This is a genomic window from Polycladidibacter hongkongensis (genome assembly GCF_001561995.1).
GTDB classification, from domain to species: domain Bacteria; phylum Pseudomonadota; class Alphaproteobacteria; order Rhizobiales; family Stappiaceae; genus Pseudovibrio; species Pseudovibrio hongkongensis.
This window is the reverse complement of record NZ_LLWC01000036.1, coordinates 383,115-409,033: the sequence shown is the minus strand read 5'-3', so window position 1 is coordinate 409,033 and position 25,919 is coordinate 383,115. Positions and strand designations below refer to the sequence as shown.

The 25,919-nt window shown below is 53.5% G+C and carries 25 protein-coding genes and 1 rRNA gene; 20 read left to right on the top strand and 6 right to left on the bottom strand.

The window, feature by feature from the left end; genetic code table 11:
• Positions 1-290: 290 nt before the first annotated feature.
• A 5S ribosomal RNA gene (gene rrf, locus AYK82_RS17055) occupies positions 291-405 on the top strand.
• 346 nt (positions 406-751) lie between these two features.
• On the opposite strand, the gene AYK82_RS17050 is transcribed toward rrf, so the two are convergent.
• Together AYK82_RS17050 and AYK82_RS17045 are read right to left on the bottom strand one after the other, a co-directional pair.
• Entirely contained in the window at positions 752-1,903 is a 1,152-nt protein-coding gene (locus AYK82_RS17050; RefSeq protein ID WP_068318779.1) for a vWA domain-containing protein, read from the bottom strand.
• A gap of 3 nt (positions 1,904-1,906) precedes the next feature.
• On the bottom strand, positions 1,907-2,854 hold the full coding sequence (locus tag AYK82_RS17045) for an AAA family ATPase (protein WP_068318777.1): 948 nt from the start codon (positions 2,852-2,854) through the stop codon (positions 1,907-1,909).
• A 424-nt stretch (positions 2,855-3,278) separates the two neighbouring features.
• On the opposite strand from AYK82_RS17045, the gene urtA reads away from it, so the two are divergent.
• The 13 genes from urtA to ureG all read left to right on the top strand — a co-directional run bounded on the left by urtA (position 3,279) and on the right by ureG (position 14,708).
• Entirely contained in the window at positions 3,279-4,571 is a 1,293-nt protein-coding gene (gene urtA, locus AYK82_RS17040) for an urea ABC transporter substrate-binding protein (RefSeq protein ID WP_068318772.1), read from the top strand.
• A 91-nt stretch (positions 4,572-4,662) separates the two neighbouring features.
• On the top strand, positions 4,663-6,282 hold the full coding sequence (urtB, locus tag AYK82_RS17035; RefSeq protein ID WP_068318770.1) for an urea ABC transporter permease subunit UrtB: 1,620 nt from the start codon (positions 4,663-4,665) through the stop codon (positions 6,280-6,282).
• Entirely contained in the window at positions 6,279-7,451 is a 1,173-nt protein-coding gene (gene urtC / locus AYK82_RS17030; protein ID WP_068318768.1) for an urea ABC transporter permease subunit UrtC, read from the top strand. Before urtB ends, urtC begins: the two co-directional genes overlap by 4 nt.
• Entirely contained in the window at positions 7,448-8,203 is a 756-nt protein-coding gene (gene urtD, locus AYK82_RS17025; protein WP_068318766.1) for an urea ABC transporter ATP-binding protein UrtD, read from the top strand. The genes urtC and urtD overlap by 4 nt, the downstream gene beginning before the upstream one ends.
• Before the next feature lie 3 nt (positions 8,204-8,206).
• Entirely contained in the window at positions 8,207-8,908 is a 702-nt protein-coding gene (gene urtE, locus AYK82_RS17020; RefSeq protein WP_068318763.1) for an urea ABC transporter ATP-binding subunit UrtE, read from the top strand.
• Positions 8,909-8,966: 58 nt separating this feature from the next.
• Positions 8,967-9,809 (top strand): urease accessory protein UreD, encoded by an 843-nt coding sequence (locus tag AYK82_RS17015; RefSeq protein WP_068318761.1) that lies wholly within the window; start codon positions 8,967-8,969, stop codon positions 9,807-9,809.
• Complete coding sequence (locus AYK82_RS17010) at positions 9,810-10,112, top strand: urease subunit gamma (protein WP_068318759.1); 303 nt, start codon at positions 9,810-9,812, stop codon at positions 10,110-10,112.
• 14 nt (positions 10,113-10,126) lie between these two features.
• Positions 10,127-10,435: an urease subunit beta gene (locus AYK82_RS17005; protein ID WP_068318756.1), complete on the top strand. Its 309-nt coding sequence runs from the start codon at positions 10,127-10,129 to the stop codon at positions 10,433-10,435.
• A gap of 8 nt (positions 10,436-10,443) precedes the next feature.
• Positions 10,444-11,100 carry a LysE family translocator gene (locus AYK82_RS17000; protein ID WP_068318755.1) on the top strand — a complete coding sequence of 219 codons (657 nt, stop codon included), beginning with the start codon at positions 10,444-10,446 and terminating at the stop codon, positions 11,098-11,100.
• A 9-nt stretch (positions 11,101-11,109) separates the two neighbouring features.
• Positions 11,110-12,822 (top strand): urease subunit alpha, encoded by a 1,713-nt coding sequence (gene ureC, locus AYK82_RS16995; protein ID WP_068318753.1) that lies wholly within the window; start codon positions 11,110-11,112, stop codon positions 12,820-12,822.
• A complete protein-coding gene (locus AYK82_RS16990; protein ID WP_082734011.1) occupies positions 12,822-13,361 on the top strand; it encodes an urease accessory protein UreE in 540 nt (179 codons plus the stop codon). Before ureC ends, AYK82_RS16990 begins: the two co-directional genes overlap by 1 nt.
• Complete coding sequence (locus AYK82_RS16985) at positions 13,351-14,067, top strand: urease accessory protein UreF (protein WP_068318752.1); 717 nt, start codon at positions 13,351-13,353, stop codon at positions 14,065-14,067. The genes AYK82_RS16990 and AYK82_RS16985 overlap by 11 nt, the downstream gene beginning before the upstream one ends.
• Positions 14,064-14,708: an urease accessory protein UreG gene (gene ureG, locus AYK82_RS16980; RefSeq protein WP_068318751.1), complete on the top strand. Its 645-nt coding sequence runs from the start codon at positions 14,064-14,066 to the stop codon at positions 14,706-14,708. Before AYK82_RS16985 ends, ureG begins: the two co-directional genes overlap by 4 nt.
• A gap of 119 nt (positions 14,709-14,827) precedes the next feature.
• On the opposite strand, the gene AYK82_RS16975 is transcribed toward ureG, so the two are convergent.
• Genes AYK82_RS16975 through AYK82_RS16960 form a run of 4 tightly spaced genes read right to left on the bottom strand, consistent with a single transcriptional unit; the run spans position 14,828 to position 18,607 of the window.
• The gene (locus tag AYK82_RS16975) at positions 14,828-15,637 is read right to left on the bottom strand and encodes an ABC transporter ATP-binding protein (protein ID WP_068318750.1); all 810 of its coding nucleotides are present in this window, start codon (positions 15,635-15,637) and stop codon (positions 14,828-14,830) included.
• Entirely contained in the window at positions 15,634-16,662 is a 1,029-nt protein-coding gene (locus tag AYK82_RS16970; RefSeq protein ID WP_068318748.1) for a FecCD family ABC transporter permease, read from the bottom strand. Before AYK82_RS16970 ends, AYK82_RS16975 begins: the two co-directional genes overlap by 4 nt.
• Positions 16,659-17,654: a FecCD family ABC transporter permease gene (locus tag AYK82_RS16965; protein WP_068318746.1), complete on the bottom strand. Its 996-nt coding sequence runs from the start codon at positions 17,652-17,654 to the stop codon at positions 16,659-16,661. Before AYK82_RS16965 ends, AYK82_RS16970 begins: the two co-directional genes overlap by 4 nt.
• Positions 17,655-17,656: 2 nt before the next feature.
• Positions 17,657-18,607 (bottom strand): ABC transporter substrate-binding protein, encoded by a 951-nt coding sequence (locus tag AYK82_RS16960; RefSeq protein ID WP_068318745.1) that lies wholly within the window; start codon positions 18,605-18,607, stop codon positions 17,657-17,659.
• Between the two features lie 1,028 nt (positions 18,608-19,635).
• On the opposite strand from AYK82_RS16960, the gene AYK82_RS16955 reads away from it, so the two are divergent.
• From AYK82_RS16955 to AYK82_RS16930, 6 genes are all read left to right on the top strand, one after another.
• The gene (locus AYK82_RS16955) at positions 19,636-20,877 is read left to right on the top strand and encodes an ABC transporter substrate-binding protein (RefSeq protein WP_068318744.1); all 1,242 of its coding nucleotides are present in this window, start codon (positions 19,636-19,638) and stop codon (positions 20,875-20,877) included.
• 62 nt (positions 20,878-20,939) lie between these two features.
• A complete protein-coding gene (locus tag AYK82_RS16950; protein ID WP_068318743.1) occupies positions 20,940-21,833 on the top strand; it encodes a carbohydrate ABC transporter permease in 894 nt (297 codons plus the stop codon).
• A gap of 8 nt (positions 21,834-21,841) precedes the next feature.
• Positions 21,842-22,726 carry a carbohydrate ABC transporter permease gene (locus tag AYK82_RS16945; protein WP_068318741.1) on the top strand — a complete coding sequence of 295 codons (885 nt, stop codon included), beginning with the start codon at positions 21,842-21,844 and terminating at the stop codon, positions 22,724-22,726.
• 5 nt (positions 22,727-22,731) lie between these two features.
• Positions 22,732-23,817: an ABC transporter ATP-binding protein gene (locus AYK82_RS16940; protein ID WP_068318739.1), complete on the top strand. Its 1,086-nt coding sequence runs from the start codon at positions 22,732-22,734 to the stop codon at positions 23,815-23,817.
• A 50-nt stretch (positions 23,818-23,867) separates the two neighbouring features.
• The gene (locus AYK82_RS16935) at positions 23,868-24,614 is read left to right on the top strand and encodes a sugar phosphate isomerase/epimerase family protein (RefSeq protein WP_068318738.1); all 747 of its coding nucleotides are present in this window, start codon (positions 23,868-23,870) and stop codon (positions 24,612-24,614) included.
• 75 nt (positions 24,615-24,689) lie between these two features.
• Positions 24,690-25,841 carry a Gfo/Idh/MocA family protein gene (locus AYK82_RS16930; protein WP_068318737.1) on the top strand — a complete coding sequence of 384 codons (1,152 nt, stop codon included), beginning with the start codon at positions 24,690-24,692 and terminating at the stop codon, positions 25,839-25,841.
• Positions 25,842-25,919 lie beyond the last annotated feature (78 nt).

Sequence of the window (25,919 nt, the reverse complement as noted above, 5' to 3'; positions counted from 1 at the left end):
ATAATCACAAACAAACAAAAAACATGCTTGTATAACAAAACACCAGTAGCACATTCAATGCTCAACCAAGAATGACAAAACTACGCGCAAACAACGCCGTGTAGCGCATTCGAAGCCAAAGCAATGAATGTTACAGCTACGCGCAAACAACGCCGTGTAGCGCATTCGAAGCCAAAGCAATGAATGTTAAAGCTACGCGCAAATAACGCCGTGTAGCGCATTCGAAGCCAAAGCAATGAATGTTACAGCTACGCGCAAATAAAATGACCAGTTCAAGTGAGGTTTTCCTGTCCGGTGGCTATGGCGGGGCGCCCCCACCCGATCCCATCCCGAACTCGGAAGTGAAACGCCCCTGCGCCAATGGTACTTCGTCTTAAGACGCGGGAGAGTAGGGCGCCGCCGGACATGATAACCTCACACACACACTTCAAATTCAAACAAACACATAAAAACCTCCCAAAGCATCTCCAAATACACACTGCATATGCCAATGCCCAAAACGCAACGGCAAAGCACTACCTCCACGCGTCAAAATCAAAACATCACTGACCCACCGCGCAAAGCAAAAAGCTAAAAAAGCCCGGCAAAAACGCTCGCGCTAAATACAGCCATCTCAATAGCTCCAAAGCAAAGGCGCATAAGCGCCGACACCAAAACTTCCCAAAACCCACCGTACGTAGACAAAAACCTCGCGCACAACAGTCACAAAACCACCCTCATTCCTCAGCCCGGTTAACAGACAAAAATGCGACTACTTTGATAAATGCCGAGCTAAATCAGTGACAGAACGCAGATTGTGGATTGGCAAAAACAAGTCAGTAAAAGGCAGTAGCTCTTTAATCCCACGTGCTTTGGGTTCGAAGTCTTCGTAACTGAGCAGTGGGTTTAGCCAGATCACCTTATGCGCACTTCGTTGTAGCATTGCCATTTCCAGCCCGAGCCGCTCAGGGACACCGCGCTCCAACCCGTCCGATAGAAACAACACCAGCGGCCCGCCGCTTAGAGTTCTGCCTCTCCATTTTCTGTTAAACTGCTGGAGGGCGTGGCCTATTTGAGTTCCCCCTTGCCAGTCCTGCGTCGCTTTGCTTGTGAGTTGCAACGCATGATCAATGTCTTTCTCCCGTAAGCATCGGGAAACGTTCACCAGTTCGGTGCCAAATAAAAAAGTGTGCACTCGCCGTTGCTGCCCCAATGCATGCAGGAAGTGTAAGAACATGCGCGAATAACCAGCGACGCTGCCGGAGATATCGCAAAGAACCACAACAGGGCGCGGTTCTATGCGTGGCTTGAGTCTTTTGAGATCTAGCAACTCCCCGTGACAAGCCATGGCCCCGCGCAAACTGTGTCGTATCGCCAATGCCCCTTGGTTGGCAACTTGTTTGCGCTTGCTCGACTTCATGCCAAAAGGTAAAACCAAGTTGGCAATTGCCTTCTTCGCATGGGCAATTTCCTCAGCACTCATGCTTCCAAAATCTTTAGTATGAAAGCGCTTTAGTTCAGAGGCGCTCAGCTCCGCTTCTAACTGCACCTCCTCCTTTTTATGTTCATCTTGGCGAGGCGAGGCCAGCGCCTCGCGTGCGCGCCGCGCTCCGGCAGCCTCTTTTTCAGCTCGTCTTGCTTTCTCAGGTGCTTGCGGGCTGAGAAGCGCCAGCAGTTTTTCAAGCAAGCCCTTTTTCTGCCAAAAGCGCATAAAGACCTGGGCAAAAACCTCGCTATCAGCGCGCTGGCGCACAAAGCAGGCGTGTAAGCACCAGTAGAAATCCTGCTTTTTGCCAACGCCGCTCAGCAGCACTGCCTGCAAAGCGTTTTGAGTAGAGGCGCTGCTACTTGGTAAGCCTGCCCGCTTCAACGCTTGCGAAAACAACACCATATTGGTTGCCAGCTGGCCCTCTGCTTCTGCCATAGCCTAGCCTTGTGCTGCGTTCAGCTCTGTCGCCAGCTTGCCCTCAATTTCTTCTAATAGGGTCGCAGCGCGCTTGCCGCGAATGGCGGTGATGTCTTCTTGGTACTTAAGCAATGCTCCCAAAGAGAGCTCGGCAAGCTCTGGCGTAAGGGCCACCGCATCCAGTTCTATCAGCGCCGCCGCCCAATCTAGCGTTTCAGCAATCCCCGGCCGCTTAAACAAACCCTCATCCTCGCGCAGGGACTGGACGAAATGCACCACGGCGCGGGCAAGCGCTGCATTAATTCCCGGCAATGCCTGTTCAACAATCTGCAATTCGCGCTCAAAATCAGGATAATCCACCCAATGGTAAAGGCAGCGCCGTTTCAACGCGTCGTGAACCTCGCGCGTGCGGTTGCCGGTAATAAGGGTAATCGGTGGTTCTTCCGCCTCAATGCGCCCGATTTCGGGAATGGTGACTTGGTTATCCGCCAGTACCTCAAGCAAATAGGCTTCAAAAGCCTCATCTGCCCGGTCCAGCTCATCAATTAGAAAAATGGGCGCCCCTTGCTCACGCGTCTCAAGGGCCTGTAGCACGGGGCGCTTGATGAGAAAACGCGGCGAAAACAATTCGTCCTCAAAGCCCTGCGTCTTCGTCTCCTGCCGCGCCTCCGCCACACGCAAATGCAACAGCTGCGCAGGATAGTTCCATTCATAGACGGCCTGCGCAACATCGAGCCCCTCATAGCACTGCAGGCGGATCAAAGGCCTGTTCAGTGCAGCCGCCAGTATTTTGGCCACTTCTGTTTTGCCAGTTCCGGCCTCCCCTTCAAGAAACAAAGGCCGCTGCATGCGCAAACACAAGAAAACAGTTGTCGCAAGTGCGCGATCAGCGACATAGCCTTGCCCCTCCAACAGCTGCAAAGTCTCGTCAATTGATGCGGGCAAAGGCATGGGGACGCTGGCTGTCATCAATGAAAATCCTCATAGGAAACAAAAGCACTCCACCCTATCCGTAGTTGCACGAGTGAGGCAAACCTTCTTTTCTCAAAAAAAGCAGGCTTCAAACTCCTGAGCTTTATAACACTATGAAAACTAAGGGGAATTGTAAGGCTGCCTCTGAAGATGCACAGTTTTGCAGCAAAAATGATAATCTGCCACACGGTAAAGTTTAGTTTTTAATCACGACAAAAAATTGTGCAACTATGCGCTGATTTTTGCAGCACCTTAACCATTGAGCGCAAATAGAGCGCTCAATAAATAGTAAGCCTCTCTAAGAGGGTGAAGTTTAAAGTTTATTTTTATCAATAAGTTATCTAGTAAATTTCTTGATTGTCCTAAAAGTGGCACGGCTCTTGCGGAGTAGGCGGCGTAACGACTTCCTAAGGAGACCGTAATGCTAAACCCAAAGAAATTCCTTAAAGCTGCTTCCCTATCTGCAATGTTGGCTACCACACTTGTTTCCGGTAGTGCCTCGGCAGAAGAAACCATCAAGGTTGGCATTTTGCACTCCCTCTCCGGCACCATGGCAATTTCTGAAACCACTCTTAAAGACGCTATGTTGATGCTCATCGAAGACCAAAACGCCAAAGGCGGTCTGCTTGGCAAAAAGCTGGAGCCTGTTGTAGTTGATCCCGCCTCTGATTGGCCTCTTTTTGCCGAAAAAGCCAAGGAGCTGCTCGCCGTTCATAAGGTAGATGCTGTCTTCGGTAACTGGACATCCGTTTCGCGTAAATCCGTACTGCCTGTGTTTGAAGAGTTAAACGGAATTCTTTTCTACCCAGTGCAATATGAAGGCGAGGAGAGCCAGCGCAACGTGTTCTACACTGGCGCAGCGCCAAACCAGCAGGCCATTCCGGCAGTTGATTATCTTCTTGAAAACGAAGAGGTTGAGCGCTGGGTTCTGGCTGGCACAGACTATGTCTACCCTCGCACCACCAACAAAATTTTGGCCGCCTACCTGAAAGCCAAAGGCGTGGCTGACGAAGATATTATGATCAACTACACCCCATTTGGTCATAGTGACTGGCAAACCATTGTATCAGATATCAAGGCATTCGGTTCTGCTGGCAAGAAAACCGCTGTGGTTTCAACCATCAATGGTGATGCCAATGTCCCTTTCTATAAAGAGCTGGGCAACCAAGGCATTTCCGCCGAAGATATTCCGGTTGTTGCATTCTCCGTTGGTGAAGAAGAACTGGCCGGATTGGACACAGAGCCGCTTGTCGGCCACCTTGCAGCTTGGAACTACTTCCAATCGGTAGAGACCGAAGCAAACTACGAATTTATTGCCAAGTGGAAGGATTTCACGAAGGATATTAATCGTGTCACCAATGACCCGATGGAAGCACACTACATCGGCTTTAACATGTGGGTGAAAGCGGTTGAGAAAGCAGGCTCCACCGAAGTTGACAGTGTGATTGACGCATTGGTTGGCGTGTCCGTGCCAAACCTTTCTGGCGGCTACTCCACCATGATGCCAAACCACCACATCACCAAGCCGGTCCTCATTGGCGAAATTCAGGCAGATGGCCAATTCGAGATTGTAGATCAGACCGATGGCCTCGTGGCAGGGGACGCATGGTCCGATTACCTGCCAGACAGCGCAAAACTGATTTCCGATTGGCGGGCGCCGCTTTCCTGCGGCAACTACAACGTCGAGACCAAGAGCTGTGGCGGCGACAGCTAAGCGCACAACCACGAAGTGGGCAGGGTGTACGCGCCCTGTTCGCCCTTTATGAATTACCCCTGTCATCGCTTTTCATAGGAAGTAAGGTCAAATGTATTCGAAGCTGCTGCAACTTGTCGCCAGCGCGCTTCTAGTGGTTGTTGCCCTTAGTTTTCAAAGTGCCCATGCCGAGCCAGCCCCCCAACAGCTCGTCAACGCCCTGGCAACAGGAAAACTGAAGCAAAAGCCCGCGCAAATCGAGGCACTCGCCGCCACAAAGAACCCTGCGATTATTCCTGTTCTACAGGCGCTCATTGAAGGTGAACTTTTCTACCTGAAAAACGACGGGCAGGTTGTCATTGCGCCGCAAAGCGGCCCGATGATTGACGCCGCAACCGGTAAGCCGCTTTCTGGTTTGAACAAATCGAGCCTCAAAAAGATCAAGGCAAATAACAAGGTGCGCCGCATTGCCCGCGCCGCAATTGCCAAACTCACCTTGCAAAGCCCGGTACTGGCCGAGAGGCAAGCTGCGGTGGAGGCGCTGTTCAAAGCTGCCAAACCGGAAAGCCTGTCGCTATTGCTCGAAGCCCAGAAAAATGAAACCGACCCACAGCTACAAACGCGCCTAGCGCAAGCCATCGCACTCATCTCATTGCAAGATAAAGCAGCAACAGCCAAAGCGCAGCAGGCAGCCATTGCGCAATTGCGCAGCCTTGGCGGACAACAGGCGCTGGCCCTGCTGCAAGCCTTTACAGCCCGGGATGATATCGCACCGCAAGAGAAAGAGGCCGCCACCCGCGCCGTTGAAGCTATTGAAAAAAGCATGGCCCTATGGGGTATCGGGCAAAACGTGTGGTACGGCCTCTCGCTTGGCTCGGTGCTGTTGCTTGCGGCAATTGGCCTTGCCATTACCTTTGGTGTCATGGGTATAATAAATATGGCGCATGGCGAAATGGTTATGCTGGGTGCCTACACCACCTTTGTGGTGCAAGAGGTTATCCGCAGCTCATTCCCCGGCGTTTTTGAATATTCCCTCGCCATTGCTCTGCCGCTTGCCTTCCTTGTTGCAGGTTCTGTTGGCTTCGCTATGGAGCGTGGCATTATCCGTTTTCTATATGGGCGCCCGCTTGAAACACTGCTGGCCACATGGGGCGTGTCGCTTGTGTTGCAACAGGCGGTGCGATCAATCTTTGGCCCAACCAACAAACAAGTTGGCAATCCTGAATGGATGTCTGGCGCTTACGAACTTGGCGGGCTGATGCTCACCGCCAATCGCCTCTGGATACTTGCCTTTGCCCTGCTGGTTTTTGCGCTGCTGCTTGTGGTGCTGCGTCGCACCCGCTTTGGCTTGCAAATGCGTGCAGTCACGCAAAACCGCCGCATGGCAGCATCCATGGGGATACGTACCCCCTGGGTAGATGCCTTTACCTTCGCGCTTGGCTCCGGCATTGCCGGTATCGCAGGCGTTGCCCTCTCGCAAATCGCCAATGTCTCGCCAAACCTTGGGCAAACCTACATCATCGATAGCTTTATGGTGGTGGTGTTCGGCGGCGTAGGCAACCTGTGGGGAACGCTGGTCGGGGCGATGACACTGGGTGTCGCCAACAAATTCCTCGAGCCTTATGCGGGTGCCGTTCTGGCAAAAATCCTGACCCTCGTTTTCATCATCCTGTTTATTCAAAAACGGCCGCGCGGGCTCTTCGCGCAAAAGGGAAGGGCGGTTGAAGCATGATTACGGCAAAACTTCTCTCTCGCTTTGGCCTCAGCGCCAGTGCATTGATTGTGGCACTTCTCGCTATTGCCATTCTCTTTCCTCTGGCAAATCTCGCTTTGCCACCTGAAAACCCGCTGCACGTGCCTTCGCATTTGCTGCCGCTTCTGGGCAAGTACCTGTGCTATGCCATGCTGGCTCTCGCGCTGGATCTGGTCTGGGGCTATTGCGGCATTCTCTCGCTCGGGCACGGCGCGTTCTTTGCGCTGGGTGGCTATGCCATGGGCATGTATCTCATGCGCCAGATCGGCCCGCGTGGCGTTTATGCCGATCCCATCCTGCCAGACTTTATGGTTTTCCTGAACTGGCAGGAATTGCCATGGTTCTGGTACGGGTTTGATCAGTTCTGGTTTGCCTGCTTGATGGTGCTGCTTGTGCCCGGTGCATTGGCGTTTGTCTTCGGTTGGTTTGCCTTCCGCTCCCGCGTGACTGGCGTTTACCTGTCAATTATCACTCAAGCGCTCACCTACGCCTTGCTGCTTGCCTTTTTCCGCAACGATATGGGCTTTGGCGGCAACAATGGCCTAACCGACTTTAAAGAAATCCTCGGCTTTTCTCTGCAAGCAGATAGCACCCGCGCTGCGCTCTTTGCCGCCAGTGCGATCATGCTGGCGCTGACCTTCGCCCTGTGCCGTGCCATCACCTTGTCGAAGCTGGGTAAGGTCATGCAAGCGCTCACCAATGCTGAAAACCGAGTGCGCTTTATCGGTTACCGTGTGGAGCATGTGAAACTGTTTGCCTTCACGCTGAGCGCCATGATCGCAGGCATCGCTGGCGCGCTCTATGTGCCGCAGGTGGGCATTATCAATCCAGGTGAGTTCGCCCCGGCCAATTCCATCGAGGTTGTTATCTGGACCGCTGTGGGGGGGCGCGGCACGTTGCTGGGCCCGATCTTCGGCGCATTGCTGGTGAATGGTGGCAAAAGCTATTTCACAGCAGCTTTTCCGGAGGTTTGGCTTTTCGCGCTTGGTGCGCTGTTCATCGCTGTCACCTTGTTTTTGCCAAAGGGAATTGTTGGTCTGGTTACCCAGCTGCAAGAGCGTTTTGCTGCGCGTAAAGCTGCCGCGAAACGCCAGAAACAAACCGCGCCGCCGGCTAAACCCGCGCTAAATCCGGAGGCAGCAGAATGAGCACCATGCAAGAAAACCAGCCACTGCTTTATCTGGACGGGGTGAGCGTATCTTTTGACGGCTTCAAAGCCATCAACAACCTGTCCCTTGTGGTCGATCATGGCGAAATGCGCGCCATTATTGGCCCCAACGGCGCCGGTAAAACCACCATGATGGATATCATCACCGGTAAAACTCGCCCGGACACCGGCGAGGTTTTCTTTGAAGGCGAAAAAGACCTCACCCAGCTGGATGAAACACAGATCGCCAATCTTGGCATTGGCCGCAAGTTTCAAAAACCCACAGTGTTTGAAGGGCATAGCGTCTACGATAATCTGGTTCTCGCCCTGAAAGGGGATCGCGGCGTGTTCGCCACGCTGTTTTCCCGCTTTAGCGCAAAGGATCGCGAGCGGATTGAGGAAATTCTGGCCACTATCCGCTTGCAAAGCAGGGCGCAAACCCTCGCAGCCGATCTCTCCCACGGGCAAAAGCAATGGCTGGAAATAGGCATGCTACTGGCGCAAGACCCTAAACTCCTGCTCGTGGATGAACCTGTTGCCGGTATGACCGATGCAGAAACAGAAGAAACCGCCAAACTGCTGCGGCGTATCGCCAAAACCCGTTCGGTTGTGGTTGTCGAGCACGATATGGGCTTCATCCGCGACTTGGGGGTCAAGGTGACTTGCCTTGCAGAGGGCTCGGTGCTTGCAGAAGGCTCGCTCGATCATGTCTCGGCGGATGAACGCGTCATCCTAAGTTATTTGGGGAGGTAAGCTATGCAAGTTCTCAGCGTCAACAATGTCGATCTCCACTATGGTGCCGCACAGGCCCTGCGTAATGTGAGTATGGATGCCAAGCCCGGCCAGATCACCTGTGTTTTGGGGCGCAACGGGGTTGGCAAGTCATCCCTGCTGCGTGCCATCACCGGCCATCAGCCCATATCCGGCGGTACCATCACTTTTGCCGATAAGGCCTTGAAAAACACACCGCCATACCGCCGTGCAGCGCAAGGCATCGCCTATGTGCCGCAGGGCAGAGAGATCTTCCCTCTGCTCACGGTTGAGGAAAATCTTGCCACCGGCTTTGCGGGGCTAAAGCGGGCAGACCGTACCATTCCAGCCCATGTTTTTGAGCTCTTTCCAGTGCTCAAAGACATGCTCTCCCGCCGCGGGGGCGATTTGTCCGGCGGCCAGCAGCAACAACTTGCCATTGGTCGGGCTTTGGTCACAAGGCCCAAGCTTCTGGTGCTGGATGAGCCAACCGAGGGCATCCAGCCCTCCATTATCAAGGATATTGGCCGAGCTATTCAGTATCTGCGCGATGAGTTCGGCCTGGCCATTTTGCTTGTCGAGCAATATCTGGATTTTTGTCGCGAGCTGGCAGACCGCGTTTACATCCTCGATCGGGGAGAGGTGGTTGTCGCTGGCACCGCCGAAGATTTGGACAAAGCCGATGTTCGCGCCCACCTCACGGTCTGATCTGACAGGACCCGCTCAATCAGCGCCTCCACCAGCCAAGGCAGGGGGCAACGTAAAGATGCAGCGCACCACGGGCAAGGGGGCGCTGAGCATGCGCGTGCGCGCAAACGGGCAAGCGGATAAAACGCAGCTGCATTCTTTGTGGCAGGAAGGTGCTGCGAAAATCCGCTTGCCAAAGAGTTATTCCAGCATGGCCGAGGCCGTGCTTATCAACACCAGTGGCGGGTTGACCGGGGGTGATCGCCTGCACTGGCAGGCAGAGGCGGGAGACAGGGCCCGCCTCTGCCTGACGACACAAGCCTGCGAAAAGCTCTACCGAGCAAGCGCGGGCACAGCGCAAGTCACCTCCGAGCTTAAAGCCGGAGAAAACGCGCAGCTGCACTGGTTGCCGCAGGAAACTATTGTCTACAACAGCAGCGCGCTGGAGCGTTCGCTGCAAGTGCAACTGGCCGCAAGTGCTGTCTTTGTCGGCGTAGAGGCATTCGTGCTTGGCCGTGTCCATATGGGCGAAGCGGTGAAGACCGCGCATCTCCACGACCGTTGGCGTATCTATCGCGAGGGACAACTCATCCACGCCGAGGAGCTGCGCCTTGCCGGTGATATTGAAGCTATCATCAAAGGTGAGGCCTTGCTTGCAGGTAACACAGCTTTCGCAACGCTGCTTTATGTGGGCCCGGAAGATAGCGAGCAGCTCAGCGCCCGCGCCTATGCAATCCGGCAAGAGTTGGGGCTCGCCACCGCTGATAAGCAAATGCAAGCGCAGACAGCGGTCTGCGCCCTGCCAAACAAAATCATTGCCCGCACATTGGCCAAAGACGGCTTCACCTTGCGCCAGAAATTGCTGCCGCTCATCGCCGCATTGCGCCCCGGGCTCTCCCTACCAAAGTGTTGGAGCTTGTAGATGAACCTGACACCACGAGAAAAAGACAAACTGCTGATCGCCATGGCGGCTATGGTCGCGCGTAATCGCTTTGCGCGCGGCGTAAAGCTCAATCATCCAGAGGCAATTGCCATAATCACCGATTTCGTTGTTGAGGGTGCGCGTGATGGCCGCTCGGTGGCCGAACTGATGGAGGCTGGCGCGCACGTGATCACCCGTGAGGATGTGATGGAGGGCATACCAGAGATGATCCATGACATTCAGGTAGAGGCCACTTTCCCCGATGGGGTGAAGCTGGTCACCGTACACGAACCAATTCGCTGAGGGAGAAAACCATCATGACCACATCACCCCCTCTCGTACCCGGCGAAGTTATAACGGCGCCCGGTGATATCACCATGAATTCCGATCGGCAAAGCATCACGCTGCGCGTCGCCAACACCGGCGATAGGCCGGTGCAGGTGGGCAGTCACTACCACTTTGCAGAAATAAACAAAGCACTTAGCTTTGATCGCGACAAGGCGCAGGGCAAGCGGTTGGATATTGCGCCGGGCACTGCCGTTCGTTTTGAGCCGGGGCAGGAGCGCGAAGTCGCCCTGATTGAAATTGGTGGCAAGGCGCGCATCTGCGGCTTTCAAGTAAAATAGGAGGTGAGATGATGCAGTTCCTTAATGGCTTCGAACCAGCCCTGTTGCTTGGCTATCTCGTCACCTTCATCACGCTGAACTTTACGCCCGGTCCTGCCATTCTCAAAGTGGTAGGCGATAGCATGACAAATGGCGTCGCTCGCACCCATGGCACCATGGCAGGGGTTTTCGCAGCCAATATGATGTACGCTCTCATTGCTATCAGTGGCATGGGCGTGCTGATCACCGCATTTCCTGTTGTATTCACCAGTGTAAAGTGGATAGGTGTTGCTTATCTAGCCTATCTGGCGGTTGTCAGCGCGCGCAGTGCCTTGACCTCTAACTGCAGCATTGCCTGCCCGCGCCAGCAATCCAGCGCTCGGCGCTTGTTCTGGAGCGCATTTTTCGTACAGGCGGCTAATCCCAAATCTGTCCTGTCATTTTGCATAATGCTGCCGGCATTTGCAGGTGAGGGCGAGGGTATAGAACTGCGGATGCTCACTCTGGCGCTACTCAATATCGCGCTGGAATACCCCGCGATGCTTTTTTACGCAGTACTGGGGAACAAGGCCGCACGTTTTGCTGTCTCGGCGCGCGCGCAGGCAATCACCCATTGGATTTCTGCCAGCGCTTTAGGGGCGGCCGCGCTGATGATTTCCCGCAGTTCAGTTAAATCTCAAGGCTAGGAGGCTCTCATGGCAACAACTCTTTCACGGGCTGCCTATGCCGATATGTTCGGCCCAACCACGGGCGACAAGGTACGCCTTGCCGATACCGATTTGATAATCGAAGTTGAGAAAGATTTCACCACCTATGGTGAGGAGGTCAAGTTCGGCGGCGGTAAGGTTATTCGCGATGGTATGGGCCAAAGTCAGCTCTCACGCGCGCAAGGGGCGGTGGATACCGTCATCACCAATGCGCTGATCGTTGATTACACCGGCATTTACAAGGCCGATGTGGGCCTGAAGGGCGGGCGCATCCATGCCATTGGCAAGGCGGGTAACCCGGATATGCAAGGGGATGTTGATATTATTATCGGCCCCGGTACCGAGGCTATTGCGGGTGAGGGCAAAATTCTCACAGCTGGCGGAATGGACTCGCACATTCACTTCATCTGCCCGCAGCAAATTGAAGAGGCGCTGGCCTCGGGCGTCACCACCATGCTTGGTGGAGGCACTGGCCCGGCCCATGGCACATTGGCCACCACCTGTACCCCCGGTCCTTGGCATATTGCGCGGATGATAGAGGCGGCGGATGCATTTCCCATGAACCTTGCCTTTGCCGGTAAGGGCAATGCCAGCGAGCCGCAGGCGCTGGAAGAAATGGTGAAGGGCGGTGTTTGCGCACTGAAACTGCATGAAGATTGGGGCACCACGCCCTCTGCCATCAACACCTGTTTGCAAGTGGCTGATGCTATGGATGTGCAGGTTATGATTCATACAGACACCTTAAACGAAAGCGGCTTTGTCGAAAGCACACTAGATGCCATCGGCGGGCGCACTATTCACGCGTTCCATACCGAAGGGGCAGGGGGCGGTCACGCGCCTGATATCATCAAAATATGCGGGTTTGATAATGTTTTGCCCGCCTCTACCAACCCCACAAGGCCCTATACGGTGAACACGGTGGCAGAGCACTTGGATATGCTGATGGTCTGCCACCATCTGGATAGCAATATTCCCGAGGATGTCGCCTTTGCCGAAAGCCGTATCCGTAAAGAAACCATAGCAGCTGAAGATATTTTGCACGATATGGGCGCGTTTTCGATTATTGCTTCGGATAGTCAGGCCATGGGGCGGGTGGGCGAAGTGCTTATTCGTACATGGCAAACCGCTGACAAAATGAAAAAGCAGCGCGGCGCATTGCCAGAAGAAAACGGCGATAACGATAATGAGCGGGTAAAGCGCTATATTGCCAAATACACCATCAACCCCGCTATTGCCCATGGGCTGTCGAAGGAAATTGGTTCGCTTGAAGTGGGCAAGCGCGCCGATCTGGTGTTGTGGTCGCCCGCGTTCTTCGGGGTCAAGCCCGAGCTGGTGCTGTTGGGTGGCTCTATTGCCCATGCGCAAATGGGGGACCCCAACGCCTCTATTCCCACACCGCAGCCGGTGTATTTGCGGCCAATGTTTGCCAGTTATGGCAAGAGCCGCACCAACTCTTCGGTGACATTTGTCTCCAAGGCGGCGCTGGATGCCGGTTTGCCAGCCCAATTAGGCACGCAAAAGCAAATGGTCGCGGTGGAGAATTGCCGATCCTGTATCTCCAAGGCCAGCATGAAGCTGAATACGGCAACACCTCATATGCAGGTAGACCCCGAAACCTATGAGGTGCGCGCCGATGGAGAATTGCTCACCTGCGAACCGGCGAAAACTGTTCCCATGGCACAAAGGTACTTTTTATTCTGATGATGAGATTAGACACATTGCTGCGGGCGCAAATCAACGATCCGCAAATCACTCCGACATTGCCAACACATCGCATAAAGCTGGAGCACGATGTGCGTCATTTGCGCCGCAAGGTGTTGCAGGCCCAGCCGCTGACCACCCCAGAAGCTGCGCGCGAGCCGCTGCTGGTGGATCTGCCGAGCGCGCATCAATTGCAGCAAGGGGATGTGTTGGTGGGGAAAAGCGCAGCGCTGCTGATCGAGGCCGCACACGAGCCGCTTTTTCAAGTAACTGCCCAAAATACGCTGCATCACGCGCAGTTGTGTTGGCATCTGGGAAATCGCCACCTCCCTTGCCAGATCGAGCCGCAACGGATCCTTATTCTGCGCGATCACGTCATCCGGCATATGCTGGAAGGACTTGGCGCGTCATTGACCCTCATAGAAGAGCCGTTCACGCCCTTGCGCGGCGCTTACCACGCCAGCCATAGCCACGCACATAGCGGTAACAATGAGAAAAGCAGCAATCAGGTGAATGGTGAGCACGCCCATGCACACTAGGCCCGCACAGCTTGATCCACTCACACAACAGGCCACGCTGCAAAGCTGGTTTTCGCCCTTCTTCCCCACCGGCGGTTTCGCATTTAGCCATGGTCTGGAAACGGCGATCGCCAGTGGCACCCTGCGCTGGCCGCGTGAGGTTGCGGCCACCTTGCAACAACTATTGGAAAACGGGGCGTGCTATAACGACCTCGTACTTGCCACGCACAGTTGGCATGCGGCCAAAGCGGTATGTTCATACGATGAGATTAGCAGCGAATTGGCCGACATAGCCAATCTGGCAGTTGCCTTGTGTTCCTGCGAAGAGAGGCTGCTTGAAACATGCGAGCAAGGGGCAAGCTTCTTACAGGCTGCGTTGCCATGGGTGGGCGAGGCTCAGGCCATGCGTCAGCTGACACGCTTGCCACAGGTGCCGCTTCCCGTTGTGGCGGGGGCAGCCGCCGCTTGTTGTGTAGTTCAACTCCAGCCATTGCTTGTGGCTTATGCGCATAGCTTTTGCGCCAATCTGATTGGCGTTATCCAGCGGGCCTTGCCAATGGGCCAGCAAGATGCCCTAACCACCATGCAGATGCTGGGCCCCTACCTGAAAGAGCAAGCACAAAGAGCAGAAATGGCACCTTTGGATGCGCTAGGCAGCTGCGCCCTTGTCAACGAAATTGCCGCCATGGCCCATGCCGAGGCACCTACAAGGATATATCGCTCATGAACACCAACTGCGGTCCACTGCGTGTGGGCATTGGCGGGCCTGTCGGCTCGGGAAAAACGGCGCTGACCGAGCAAATTTGTCGTCACCTGCGTGACCACTTGTCTCTCGCGGTTATCACTAACGATATCTACACCAAGGAAGATGCAGAGGCGTTGGTTCGTGCGCAAGCGCTGAGTTCAGATCGGGTGATAGGGGTTGAAACAGGCGGTTGCCCCCACACAGCCATTCGCGAGGATGCCTCCTTAAACCTGCGGGCAATTGACAGGCTGGTCGAGCGGTTTCCGGATCTGGATATGGTGCTGATTGAATCAGGTGGTGATAATCTGGCCGCGACCTTCTCACCTGATCTTGCAGATATTACCCTCTACGTGATCTCGGTGTGTCAGGGCGAAGAAATCCCCCGCAAAGGCGGCCCGGGGATAACCCGCTCGGATATGCTGATTATAAATAAGGCTGATTTGGCCATTCATGTGGGGGCTGATATTGCCGTGATGGACCGTGATGTAAAAACGCAGCGCAAGGGCCGCCCCCATGCGTTCACTGATATGAAAACGGGCCTTGGCCTTGACGAGGTTCTCAGGTTTCTTGCGCAAACCGGTGGTTTGCCTCTGCCGCACCTATTGGCAGAGCCTGAGCTGTAATCAATCTCCCTTGGGGGATGCAAGCGGCGATCCGCTTTGCCCTGCGGCAAATGCGGATCCCATTGTCAGCGCAAGCTCCGGCTATGCCGGGTTGCTTGCGGGAGCGCCCTTGCAGGTGATTATTCTGCCGCCAACGAAAGTGGCTTCTGTGCCTCAGCGCGCTTTACCCGCGGCGATAGCGCTGGCGTGCCGCTTTCCGGATCCGCATAAATTTGCGCATTTACACCGTAAACATTATGCAGCATTTCTTCGCTTACCACATCCTTTGGCGCCCCTTGGGCATAGACTTGCCCTTCGCGCATGATCACCAGATCGTCTGCATAGCGCGCGGCCTGAGCGATATCATGCAGAACCACAATACAAGTGCGCCCCAAGTCATGAAGATGCTGCAGGAGATCCAGTGTTTCAAACTGGTACTTCACATCCAAAAACGCTGTTGGCTCATCCAATAAGATGTAAGGGGCCTCTTGCGCAAGAGACATGGCGATAAATGCGCGCTGTCGCTGACCGCCTGACAAAGCACTCAAACGCCTGTCGGCAAAAGCGCTAAGACCCACCTGCGCCATTGCCGCCTGGACCGCCTCTTTATCGGCCTTGCTGGCGATACCAAACAGCGACTGATGTGGTGCCCGCCCGTAACCTACAAGCTGCTCGACTGTGATCGCCGGCGGCACCACTGGATGCTGCGGTTGAAACGACAAGGTACGCGCTAGAGCCTTGCTACCACAGGTTTTGCTGTTCAAGCCGCCAACGGTGATTTCGCCGCTAAGTGGCTGCAGAACCCGGGCGATTGTTTTCAGCAATGTTGACTTGCCACAACCGTTCGGGCCAATCAGCGCACATAGGCTGCCGCGTTCAAGCTCCAGCGAGATCGGGGAGAGTTTAAAGCCGTCATAGCCAGCCGTGACATTGTGCAGTTGGATACTCATTGCTGCAGATCCCCGCGGTTTTTAAGCATTAGCAAGACAAAAAAAGGCGCGCCGAACAAGGCGGTTAGCACCCCTGCAGATACCTCGATAGGCGGCGCGATGGCCCGGCCCACAGCATCAGCTAGAATCACCAGCAGCATTCCAAGCAGTGCCGCACAGGGCAACTGAACCCGCGCCCGGCCGCCCACCAGCTGCGCGGCCATATGCGGCGCCATCAGGCCGACAAAGCCCAACACGCCAACAACACCAACACTGATACTTGCAAGCAATGTTGCAATGCCAAGTAGCAAAAGCCGTGTGAGTGCAACACGTTGCCCGAGGCTGGTGGCCATGTCATCACCAAGGCCGATAAGATCAAGTTGATGGGTAAGCCCGTAACCAACAATGATAAGAACACAAAGTAGCGCCCAAACAGCGTCCACATGCTCCCAGCTGCGCGCCCAGAGCGATCCGGTAAGCCACACCATCGGCGCGGCTTGTTCCGGGCTGTGGTTTGCCACTAGATAAAAGTCGACCCCGCTGTCAAACAGCATGCCAACGGCAACGCCAACTAACGCAAGGCGCAAAGGGGAGACACCACGAAACTGTGCACCAACGAGCACCAAAAAGGCAGCAAGCGCTCCGCCCAAGGCTGCAATCAGCGGCATGTGAACCAAGGCAACTTGTGGCAACAGAGCAAGCAACAAGCACACAGCAAAGGCAGCGCCTGAGTTAATGCCAATAATTTTGGGCGATGCTAGCGGATTGCGGACAATGCCTTGAATAATAACGCCGGAAATAGCCAACGCAGCCCCGCAAAGCAAGGCAAGCACCAAGCGCGGCAACCGGGAAACCATCACCATGTATGTTTGCTGAGGTCCATCAAGATCCAGCAGGCTATTGATCACCACTTGGAACGACAGCGGAAATGCACCGACACTCAGCCCCCACAGGCTGCTCATAGCCACCGCGATCACCAAAGTGGTAAATATAATCGCTAAGCGAAGGGACGGGGCGCGGGTGCCGCGCGAGACGACAGAGCTCATAAATCCAGCTCCTTGGAAAACAGCGCTTGATAGACAAAATAAGGTGCGCCAATCAGCGCAGCGATAACGCCAACAGGAACTTCCTCTGGCGCGACCACAAGCTTGGACAGGCCGTCTGCGAACAACAACAGTACCGCCCCCCCAACAGCCGCCGCCGGCAGTAAGCGGCGATGATCCGCCCCCACAACTATGCGGCACAGATGCGGCACCACCAAGCCGACAAAAGCCATCGGCCCCGCTGTTGCAACACTAACGCCGGTTAGGCCCGCAGCAATAACTGCGCCGATCAGCAAGGTTTTACGAGGATCAGCACCCACGCCTTGCGCGGCAGCTTCCCCCATTGCAAGAAGATTAAGCTTGTGAGCAATCAACATGGCCGCGAGTATCCCTCCAAATGCCCAGAGCGAGAGGGCTGTCGTATCGTGCCAGCGAACGCCCGAAATATCGCCGGTCGTCCAGAGGATAACATCGCGCGCGACCTCGTCATCCAAGGTGAACGTAAAACGCACCATGGCAAAAGAGAAAGCGCCAACGGCAACACCGGAAAGCACCAGCGGCAAGGGCCGGATACTGCCGCGAAACCCGCCGGAAAAGCCGAATGTCAGTGTACCAGCCAGCAAAGCGCCAATGATGGCCATTGCTTCTACGCCAACAACGAACACAGATGGCAGCAGCACCGCCAAAGTCATTCCCAGCGCGGCACCCTGATTAATGCCAAGAATAGAGGGTGAGGCGAGTGCATTGCGCGTAATTGCCTGCAAGATAACACCCGCAATTGCCAGATTAATGCCAGTCAAAATGGCAACAACCGTCCTCGGCATGCGGATGTCCAGCATAACCAACTCTTGCAGCGTACGCTCGCCAGAGTTGCTCAACAGCGAAAAAAACTGGGAGATACCCACATCCGCCCGTCCGCCAACATGCAAAGAGAGCACCGCTGTTGCCAGCAGTGCCCCCAAAAGCACGAGCAATTTAATACTTGCTCTTGCCATAATTATTTGCCGGTTTTTTCAGCAACTTTAGCCAATGCAGCTTCCAGCTCGTCGAAAGTCAGCTCGGAAGCAACAATTCCGCGAAGGCGTGCCCAGTTGTGGCCGGAAACATAGTAGACTTGTTCTTCTTTAACGGCGGTAACCGCTTTGTAGAGTGGCTCGTCTTTCCATTGATCAGTCACGGTGTTTTCTGAATAGCGACCCAGCAGCAAGACGCCGGGGTTAATTTCAGAAAGCTGCTCTAGAGATGTTTTGACATATGCGCTTTCGTAGGAAACGCCAGCACCTTCCGCGCTAAGGGAAAGCGGCAAGCCAAGGGCCATCAGCAAAGAGCCGTTGTATGAATGCGGTGCATGCAAGTAGAGGCCACGGGAGCTAACAACGCCAAATTGAAAGGTGCGGCCCTCTTTTTTTGCGTTTGCTACATTTGCTTTTACGCTTTCAAAGCGGGCTGTATGCGCCGCTACGCGCGCCTTCATCTCTTCAGACTTGCCGATAGCATCACCGATCACCTGCGCTTGCTCAAGGGCGCTGTGGTAGTCGCCGGTCAGGCTATCCAGCACAATAGTCGGTGCGATGGCTGAAAGAGACTTATAAGCGCTGCTGTGACGTGTTTTATCAGCGATAATCAGGTCTGGCTGCAAGCTTGCAATCATCTCAAGGCTAGGAGACTTACGCGTACCAACGGAAACAAAATCATTACCGATAATGGCGCGATATTGCTCGGTAATACGCTCTGGCTTGTTATCATCGGTCAGACCAACGGGAGCAACGCCAACAGCGGCAAGACTGTCAATGAATGAAAACTCAAGCACAACAATGCGCTTTGGCTCGTCTGGTACGTTTGTTGTGCCCAATTCATGCTGTACGTCGCGTGCTTGCGCAATGCCACCAAGGCTAAGCAGCGCGAAACCGGCGGCAGCGAGTGAGGAAAGAAAACGACGATTTCCCATTTTGGGCTCCTAAACTTGAAAGAATATTTCATCTATTGCCCCAATACATAAATATGAAATTACTTGTCAAGTTTTAATGTTATAGAATACTCGTATTGATTGCGATATCGGGTTGGCCAGAACTCCAAACAGGCATGCAAGCGCGTGGGCTCAGAATACTTGCCGTCTGACAAACGCTTTAGTGGCAGCAGTTCAAAACCGGGATTTTGAAGCTAGCTTTGCACGGTTGGCCGCTTAGAGGAGTAGGCTAGAACACCGGCTCTGACAAATACGAACAAGCTTAATGATTTGAGATTAGCTAGTCGCTTTGCCAAGGACTGATGAAATTCTTTTGTGAAAAGAAATACGTCGTCTCGTCTCCAAGAGTAGAAATGTTTCATGCAAATTTCTGCTGTTGCGCGAAAATCGGGCCATTTCAGCAAGATTCCGGTGCGTTAAAAAGTGAAACTCAAACCTTCGATAGCAAACCAGAATCAGGAATTTCCTATAAGCCTCAGGTATATGGGTATATACGTAAGCGTCACGCCTCCTTGCATTTGTCTACGTACATTGTTGATATCTCACAGATGAATTGCTCTAGAGGTATCGCGCCAGATTGTCGCGATAATGTTCGTTGCATATAAGTTCGGGCGCAATCATGCTCGGGTTTTATTTCTGTAAAGCCATCTTTCTGAAAATTAATTACCAAGCGGAACGTTTTGGTCCTGAAGTGACGGCTCTCAAGTTTAGTCATTGAATACTAAAGACTTCGAGCCCTCAAATTGTTAACGCTCGCCGCGTTCGGCAAAGCCCTACATATATGCGACCTGTGCGCTTTGGCCTCATTTGGTCGGGCGTAAGGGACGAAGCTGCGCGCATAGGTTTAATTTGCCGCCCAAAAATATACTTGACTCTAAACATATCTCAGCACAATTTGTCGATGTAAACGATTACATTGAAGATAATTAGCAATGTAAGCGATAACATTACTAAGTTTCTAAATGGGGCCACCTTGGGAGGTCGGCCTAACCATATTGGGAGGTTAATCCATGAAAATTATTAAGGGACTTCTGGCTGCTTCTACGATCTTGGCAACAGCAGGCTCTGCAGCAGCTGTCGAGCTGGAAGTCACGCACTGGTGGACTTCTGGTGGTGAAGCTGCAGCCGTGAAGGTCATGGCAGATGCCTTCGATAAATCCGGCAACAAGTGGATTGACGGTGCAATCGCAGGTGGCGGTAATGCACGCCCAATGATCATCAGCCGCATCACTGGTGGCGACCCTATGGGTGCAACTCAGTTTGCAACTGGCCGCGACGCTGAAGATCTGGTCAAGGCAGGCCTGATGACCGATCTTACCGAGCTGGCAGAAAAAGAAGGCTGGGCCGACATCATTCGCCCGAAAAAACTTCTTGATGCTTGTACCGTCGATGGTCGCGTTTACTGTGTGCCGGTAAACATTCACTCCTTCCAGTGGATGTGGCTGAACCGTACGGTTTATGAAAACAACGGTATGGCTGTTCCGCAGAACTGGTCGGAATTCGCAGCTGCGGCTCCTAAGCTTAAAGAAGCAGGTGTTACCCCACTGGCTGTTGGTGGTGAAACCTGGCAGATCCGCGACATGTCCGGTACCTTTGTTGTCGCACTGGGCGGCATCCAGATGTACAAAGACATCTACATCAACAAAAGCGTTGAAGCGGCTGCCAGCGAAGGTATGACCAAAGTGTTCAAGGCAATCGCCGAAGCACGCACTATGGTTGATAATGGCTATGTTGGCCGCGCATGGAATGACGCCACCAATATGGTGATCACCGGTAAAGCAGGTGGTCAGATCATGGGTGACTGGGCGCAGGGCGAATTCGCCGTAAGTGGCCAGACTGCGGGTAAAGAATACGACTGTCTGCCAGGTCTAGGTGTGCACCCAGTGCTGGATACGGGCGGCGACGCATTCTTCTTCCCAAAACCAAATGGCGACAAGCCTGAGGTTGTAAAAGCTCAGATGGAACTGGCTTCCCTGCTGGTTTCAAAAGAAGTTCAAGTTGGCTTCAACCTGAAAAAAGGTTCGCTTCCAGTTCGCGGTGACGTGGATATGGCATCTGCCAACACCTGCATGCAAAAAGGTCTGAAGATCCTGGAAAACCTGGACAACGTTCTGCCATCAGGCGAACAGACCTTCACCCCAGACACGCAGGGTCAACTTGAAGACCTTTGGGTTGAATTCTTCAACAACCCAGACATCAGCGTCGAAGAAGCTCAAGCGCGCTTCGTCGAAATCATCAAATACGCAGAATAAAAAATAAGGATAAGGAGCTCCTCCCTCGCTTAGAGGGAGGGGCCCGGTTCCGGGAGGTCTACATGTCAGCTGGCCAACCTAAGGTCTTCTGGCTTCGCAATTTTCCTGCGAAGATTGCAGCTATCCCGATGATACTGACATCCCTCGTCGTTTTCATTGGTTGTTCTATTTGGACAGTTGTTTATTCATTTACGTCTTCACGCTCTCTGCCAACGACCGATTTTGTTGGGTTCCAACAATATGAACGTCTTTTCGGCTCTTCGCGCTGGAACATCGCTGTCGAGAATATTGCGATTTATGGTGTCTTCACCATCGTCTTCGCGCTGACTATCGGGTTCATTCTTGCAGCTTTCCTAGATCAGAAGATCCGCTTTGAAAGCGTGTTCCGTACCATCTACCTCTATCCCTACGCCATGTCTTTCATCGTAACAGGTGTTGTCTGGCAGTGGGTTCTCAATCCCACTTTGGGTATTCAGGAAACTGTTCGTCAGCTTGGTTTTGAGAATTTCGAATTCGATCTCATCTCAAATCGCGACACGGTCATCTACGCGATCTTGATCGCGGGGGTTTGGCAGATAACCGGCTTTGCCATGGTGCTTCTGCTGGCAGGTCTGCGTGCTGTCGATAACCAGATCTGGAAAGCCTCTCGTGTTGACGGCATCCCGGCATGGAAAACCTACATTCAGGTCGTCATTCCCATGATGCGCGGTGTGTTCGTAACTGCGCTGGTGATCGTCGCCTCAGGTATCGTCAAGCTCTACGATCTTGTTGTCGCCATGACCAACGGTGGCCCGGGCAACGCCTCGGATGTTCCCGCCCGCTATGTCTATAGCTGGTTGTTCGAACGTGCCAATCTGGGTCAGGCAATGGCCGCCTCTACCATGATGCTGATTACCGTCCTCATTATCCTGATCCCGTGGTTCTACATGGAATACGGCAGAAAAAATAAGAATTGAGGTTGCAGATGTTAAAAGAACCAAAAGGCCCACGCCCGCGTAAGGTGATCGCCCCCGGCCGCATTATGCTCTACACTGCCTTGGCGTTTGCGGCTCTGTATTACGCGCTGCCACTTTATGTTATGCTCGTCACCTCTCTAAAAGGTATGCCTGAAATTCGCATGGGCAATATCTTTGCACCCCCAATGGAAGTGACATTCGCCCCCTGGATTAAAGCATGGGACAGCGCTTGCACCGGTCTTTATTGTGAAGGCTTGAAGGTCGGTTTCTGGAATTCAGTCAAGATTACAGTCCCAAGTGTTATCGCGTCTATCGCAATCGCCTCTATCAATGGCTATGCCTTGGTCAACTGGCGCTTCAAAGGTTCGGAAGTCTTTTTTGGCATCTTGATCTTCGGTTCCTTCATTCCTTATCAGGTGATGCTCTACCCCCTCGTAATCATCACCCGTGAAATGGGTATCTTTGGCTCCCTTTGGGCCGTGATCTTCATTCACACCATCTTCGGCATGCCACTGCTGACGCTGATTTTCCGTAATTACTTCGCCGCATTGCCTCAAGAATTGTTCAAAGCGGCGCGTGTAGATGGCTCTGGTTTCTGGGGTATCTACTGGAAGGTGCTGCTGCCAATGTCGACCCCGATCTTCGTGGTTGCGGTAATCCTTCAGGTCACAGGGATCTGGAATGACTTCCTCTTCGGCATTGTCTTTGCCGGGGTCAAGAACTTCCCGATGACTGTTCAGCTTAACAACATTGTAAACACCACAATGGGCGTCAAAGAATACAACGTAAACATGGCGGCCACCATCCTAACAGCTTCTGTTCCTCTCGTGATCTACTTCTTGTCGGGAAGATATTTTGTACGCGGTATTGCAGCCGGCGCAGTCAAAGGATAACAACCATGAACTCTATCGAAATCCGCGATCTCGCCCTCCGTTTCGGCCAAACAACCGTCCTGAACAACCTTGATCTGGACATCGGTGAAGGTGAATTTCTTGTCCTTCTGGGCTCGTCTGGCTGCGGTAAATCTACTCTTTTGAACTGCATTGCCGGCTTGCTGGATATTTCTGAAGGTCAGATCTTCATCAATAACAAAAACGTCACTTGGGAAGAGCCAAAGGATCGAGGCATCGGCATGGTGTTTCAATCCTACGCGCTTTACCCGCAGATGACAGTTTATGGTAACCTTGCTTTCGGTTTAAAAAACGCAGGTATCCCAAAAGAGGAAATCGAGAAGCGCATCGCCAAAGCTGCGGATATGTTGCAAATCGAGCCATTTCTTCAACGTAAACCGGCGGCGCTTTCCGGCGGTCAGCGCCAGCGCGTAGCCATTGGGCGTGCACTGGTGCGCGACGTGGACGTCTTCCTCTTTGATGAGCCGTTGTCCAACCTTGATGCCAAGCTGCGGACCGAGCTGCGTGTTGAAATCAAGCAGTTGCACCAGCGTCTTGGCAACACCATGATCTACGTGACCCACGATCAGATCGAGGCTATGACACTTGCTGATCGCATCGCCATTATGAAAGGCGGCAAGATCCAACAGCTTGATACACCGGCTAACATCTACAACAGGCCGCAAAACAAGTATGTTGCTGGCTTTATTGGTTCGCCATCAATGAACTTCATCAAGGGAACGGTCAGCGAAGGCAAACCGCCTGTATTCCGCAGTGGTGAGGTGGAAATCCCACTTTCCGGCTATGAATTCGCAAGCCAACCTATTGGTGAGACGCCGGTTTGGTTCGGTATTCGTCCTGAACATGTGGTTCACGGCGACGCAGCGGCAGATGCACCATTCAAAACTACAGTTAAAGTAGATGTCTTCGAACCTATGGGTTCTGATACGCAAGTTTGGTCAAAAATTGCTGATCAAACTTTTCGTTTCCGTATTGACGGCAGAGTTCAGATAGCTAATGGTGATGTAATTGAGGTTGGATTTGATCCTCATTGCGCATCTCTATTTAATTTGGAGAGCGAACTTAGACTGTAGTAAATAATCTATACTTGTCACGACTTGTATTCGTGAGCTTGGGAGGCATCATGGATCTTTCGATGCAACTTTACAGTGCCCGCAATTTTATGCCGTGGGACGAAGTGATCGCTCAGATCTCGAAAATGGGATATACGCAGGTTGAAGGTTTCTTCGGGGTGTTTGAACAGCCTGATGCCTTCCGCAAGCTCATGGATGACAACAACATCACCATGCCCACAGCTCATATAGGTCCGCAAATGCTGGAAGAGCGGCTGGACGAGGTGTTGTCACTAGCAAAAATACTGGGCGTAAAAACAATTTACGCCCCGTATCTCGCGCCAGAAGAGCGCCCGACGGATCGTGCAGGGTGGGGAGACTTTGCACGTCGTCTGGAAGCCATTGGCACCCAGCTCGCTAAGCGCGGCTTTGGTTTTGGGTGGCACAATCACGACTTTGAGTTTTTCGCTCTGCCCGATGGCTCAATCCCGATGGATGTTCTCATGCAAACCGCGAAGAACCTTGCATGGGAAATGGATGTGGGTTGGACGGTGCGCGCCGGTGAAGATCCGCTCGCATGGGCAGAAAAGTACGGTCCTCGGATTTCCGCATTGCATGTCAAAGATATCGCCTCAAGCGGAGAAAACACCGAGGAAGATGGCTGGGCAGATGTCGGTCATGGCGTGGTCGGCTGGCTGGATCTATTGCCAGAGCTCAAAAGACTGACCAATGCAAAAGTGTTTGTGATGGAGCACGATAATCCCTCAGACTTTGCCCGCTTCGCCGGGCGTTCAATCGAGACATTGGCAGGCGCATAGCTGCGACGAATTTTTGTAGTTGAAGGGGCTCCGTTCGGAACCCCTTTCGGCGCTTTAGCGCCATGGGAGGACACTATGACAAAAGCACTCGGGGTCGGAATTATCGGCTGCGGTAATATCTCGACGACCTATTTCACCCTCGCCCCCCTGTTTAAAGCAGTGGAGCTGCGCGCCTGCGCAGATTTAAGCCCGCAAGCGGCACAGGCACAGGCCGAAAGCTATGGCGTGAAAGCCCTCAGTATTGATGAGCTTCTATCCGCACAAGATATTGATATTATTGTTAATCTAACCGTTCCTGCCGCGCATTTCGAAGTCTCCAAGGCAATTTTGGAAGCCGGTAAACATGTCTATTCAGAAAAGCCCTTTTGCTTGACAGCGGCAGAGGGTAAAGAGCTTGGTGTTATCGCCGAACAGCGCGGCTTACGCATCGCCTCTGCACCAGATACATTCCTGGGCGGTACGCACCAACATGCCCGCGCCCTCATTGATCAAGGCGATCTTGGCAAAATCACATCTGGCACCTGCCATGTGATGAGCCACGGCATGGAAGCATGGCACCCCAATCCGGCTTTCTTCTTTAAGCCCGGCGGCGGTCCTGTGCTGGATCTCGGCCCCTACTACATCACCAATCTGGTCCAACTGCTTGGTCCGGTTACCAAAGTTGGCGCGATGTCGTCAATTCCTGCACCGGAACGGACAATCACCTCCCAGCCCCTTTACGGCCAGAAAATCGAAGTCGAAACCCCAACCACCATCCATGCGCTGCTGCAGTTTACCAGTGGGGCAATCATCACCTTGGGGGCGAGCTGGGATGTTTGGCAAAACAATCACAAGCCCATGGAGCTTTATGGCGAGGCTGGAACTCTCCTGATACCGGATCCCAACTTCTTTGGCGGCGATCTTTCTTTGACCAACTCCTCAAAAGAGCCCGTAGCCCTGCCGGAATATGCCCACGCCTTCGCGGTCAATAACCACGATTTGGATAAGGCAAATCCGCAGGCGAACTATCGCGGAGCTGGTCTTGCAGATCTGGCAGAGGCAATCATGGCAGGGCGTCCACATCGCTGTTCCTTCGAAATGGCCTTGCACGTGGTGGAAATCATGACCGCGATCCTGACCTCCGGTGAAACAGGTGCGTTCCAAGAACTCACCACCACCTGTGAACGCCCGCAAGCTCTAACGCCGCAAGTGGCAGAGGCAATGCTGGCAGCGCCGGTTACCGCCTAAGTGAATACAAGCTGGAGCAACGCTACATCCATCTAGGTTTGCAGCGTTGCTCTTCTCTTTTGCAATCGGTTGGGGAGG

Bases quoted from the DNA above. Each gene is read 5' to 3' on its own strand.
- urtB (WP_068318770.1), top strand. From the start codon at position 4,663: ATGTATTCGAAGCTGCTGCAACTTGTCGCCAGCGCGCTTCTAGTGGTT.
- AYK82_RS17050 (WP_068318779.1), bottom strand. From the start codon at position 1,903: ATGGCAGAAGCAGAGGGCCAGCTGGCAACCAATATGGTGTTGTTTTCG.
- AYK82_RS17015 (WP_068318761.1), top strand. From the start codon at position 8,967: ATGCAGCGCACCACGGGCAAGGGGGCGCTGAGCATGCGCGTGCGCGCA.
- AYK82_RS16970 (WP_068318748.1), bottom strand. From the start codon at position 16,662: ATGAGCTCTGTCGTCTCGCGCGGCACCCGCGCCCCGTCCCTTCGCTTA.
- AYK82_RS16955 (WP_068318744.1), top strand. From the start codon at position 19,636: ATGAAAATTATTAAGGGACTTCTGGCTGCTTCTACGATCTTGGCAACA.
- AYK82_RS17010 (WP_068318759.1), top strand. From the start codon at position 9,810: ATGAACCTGACACCACGAGAAAAAGACAAACTGCTGATCGCCATGGCG.
- ureG (WP_068318751.1), top strand. From the start codon at position 14,064: ATGAACACCAACTGCGGTCCACTGCGTGTGGGCATTGGCGGGCCTGTC.
- AYK82_RS16935 (WP_068318738.1), top strand. From the start codon at position 23,868: ATGGATCTTTCGATGCAACTTTACAGTGCCCGCAATTTTATGCCGTGG.
- AYK82_RS16960 (WP_068318745.1), bottom strand. From the start codon at position 18,607: ATGGGAAATCGTCGTTTTCTTTCCTCACTCGCTGCCGCCGGTTTCGCG.
- AYK82_RS16985 (WP_068318752.1), top strand. From the start codon at position 13,351: ATGCACACTAGGCCCGCACAGCTTGATCCACTCACACAACAGGCCACG.
- AYK82_RS17000 (WP_068318755.1), top strand. From the start codon at position 10,444: ATGATGCAGTTCCTTAATGGCTTCGAACCAGCCCTGTTGCTTGGCTAT.
- AYK82_RS16940 (WP_068318739.1), top strand. From the start codon at position 22,732: ATGAACTCTATCGAAATCCGCGATCTCGCCCTCCGTTTCGGCCAAACA.
- AYK82_RS16990 (WP_082734011.1), top strand. From the start codon at position 12,822: ATGATGAGATTAGACACATTGCTGCGGGCGCAAATCAACGATCCGCAA.
- AYK82_RS16975 (WP_068318750.1), bottom strand. From the start codon at position 15,637: ATGAGTATCCAACTGCACAATGTCACGGCTGGCTATGACGGCTTTAAA.
- AYK82_RS16965 (WP_068318746.1), bottom strand. From the start codon at position 17,654: ATGGCAAGAGCAAGTATTAAATTGCTCGTGCTTTTGGGGGCACTGCTG.
- urtC (WP_068318768.1), top strand. From the start codon at position 6,279: ATGATTACGGCAAAACTTCTCTCTCGCTTTGGCCTCAGCGCCAGTGCA.
- AYK82_RS16930 (WP_068318737.1), top strand. From the start codon at position 24,690: ATGACAAAAGCACTCGGGGTCGGAATTATCGGCTGCGGTAATATCTCG.
- ureC (WP_068318753.1), top strand. From the start codon at position 11,110: ATGGCAACAACTCTTTCACGGGCTGCCTATGCCGATATGTTCGGCCCA.
- AYK82_RS17005 (WP_068318756.1), top strand. From the start codon at position 10,127: ATGACCACATCACCCCCTCTCGTACCCGGCGAAGTTATAACGGCGCCC.
- urtE (WP_068318763.1), top strand. From the start codon at position 8,207: ATGCAAGTTCTCAGCGTCAACAATGTCGATCTCCACTATGGTGCCGCA.
- AYK82_RS16950 (WP_068318743.1), top strand. From the start codon at position 20,940: ATGTCAGCTGGCCAACCTAAGGTCTTCTGGCTTCGCAATTTTCCTGCG.
- urtA (WP_068318772.1), top strand. From the start codon at position 3,279: ATGCTAAACCCAAAGAAATTCCTTAAAGCTGCTTCCCTATCTGCAATG.
- urtD (WP_068318766.1), top strand. From the start codon at position 7,448: ATGAGCACCATGCAAGAAAACCAGCCACTGCTTTATCTGGACGGGGTG.
- AYK82_RS16945 (WP_068318741.1), top strand. From the start codon at position 21,842: ATGTTAAAAGAACCAAAAGGCCCACGCCCGCGTAAGGTGATCGCCCCC.
- AYK82_RS17045 (WP_068318777.1), bottom strand. From the start codon at position 2,854: ATGACAGCCAGCGTCCCCATGCCTTTGCCCGCATCAATTGACGAGACT.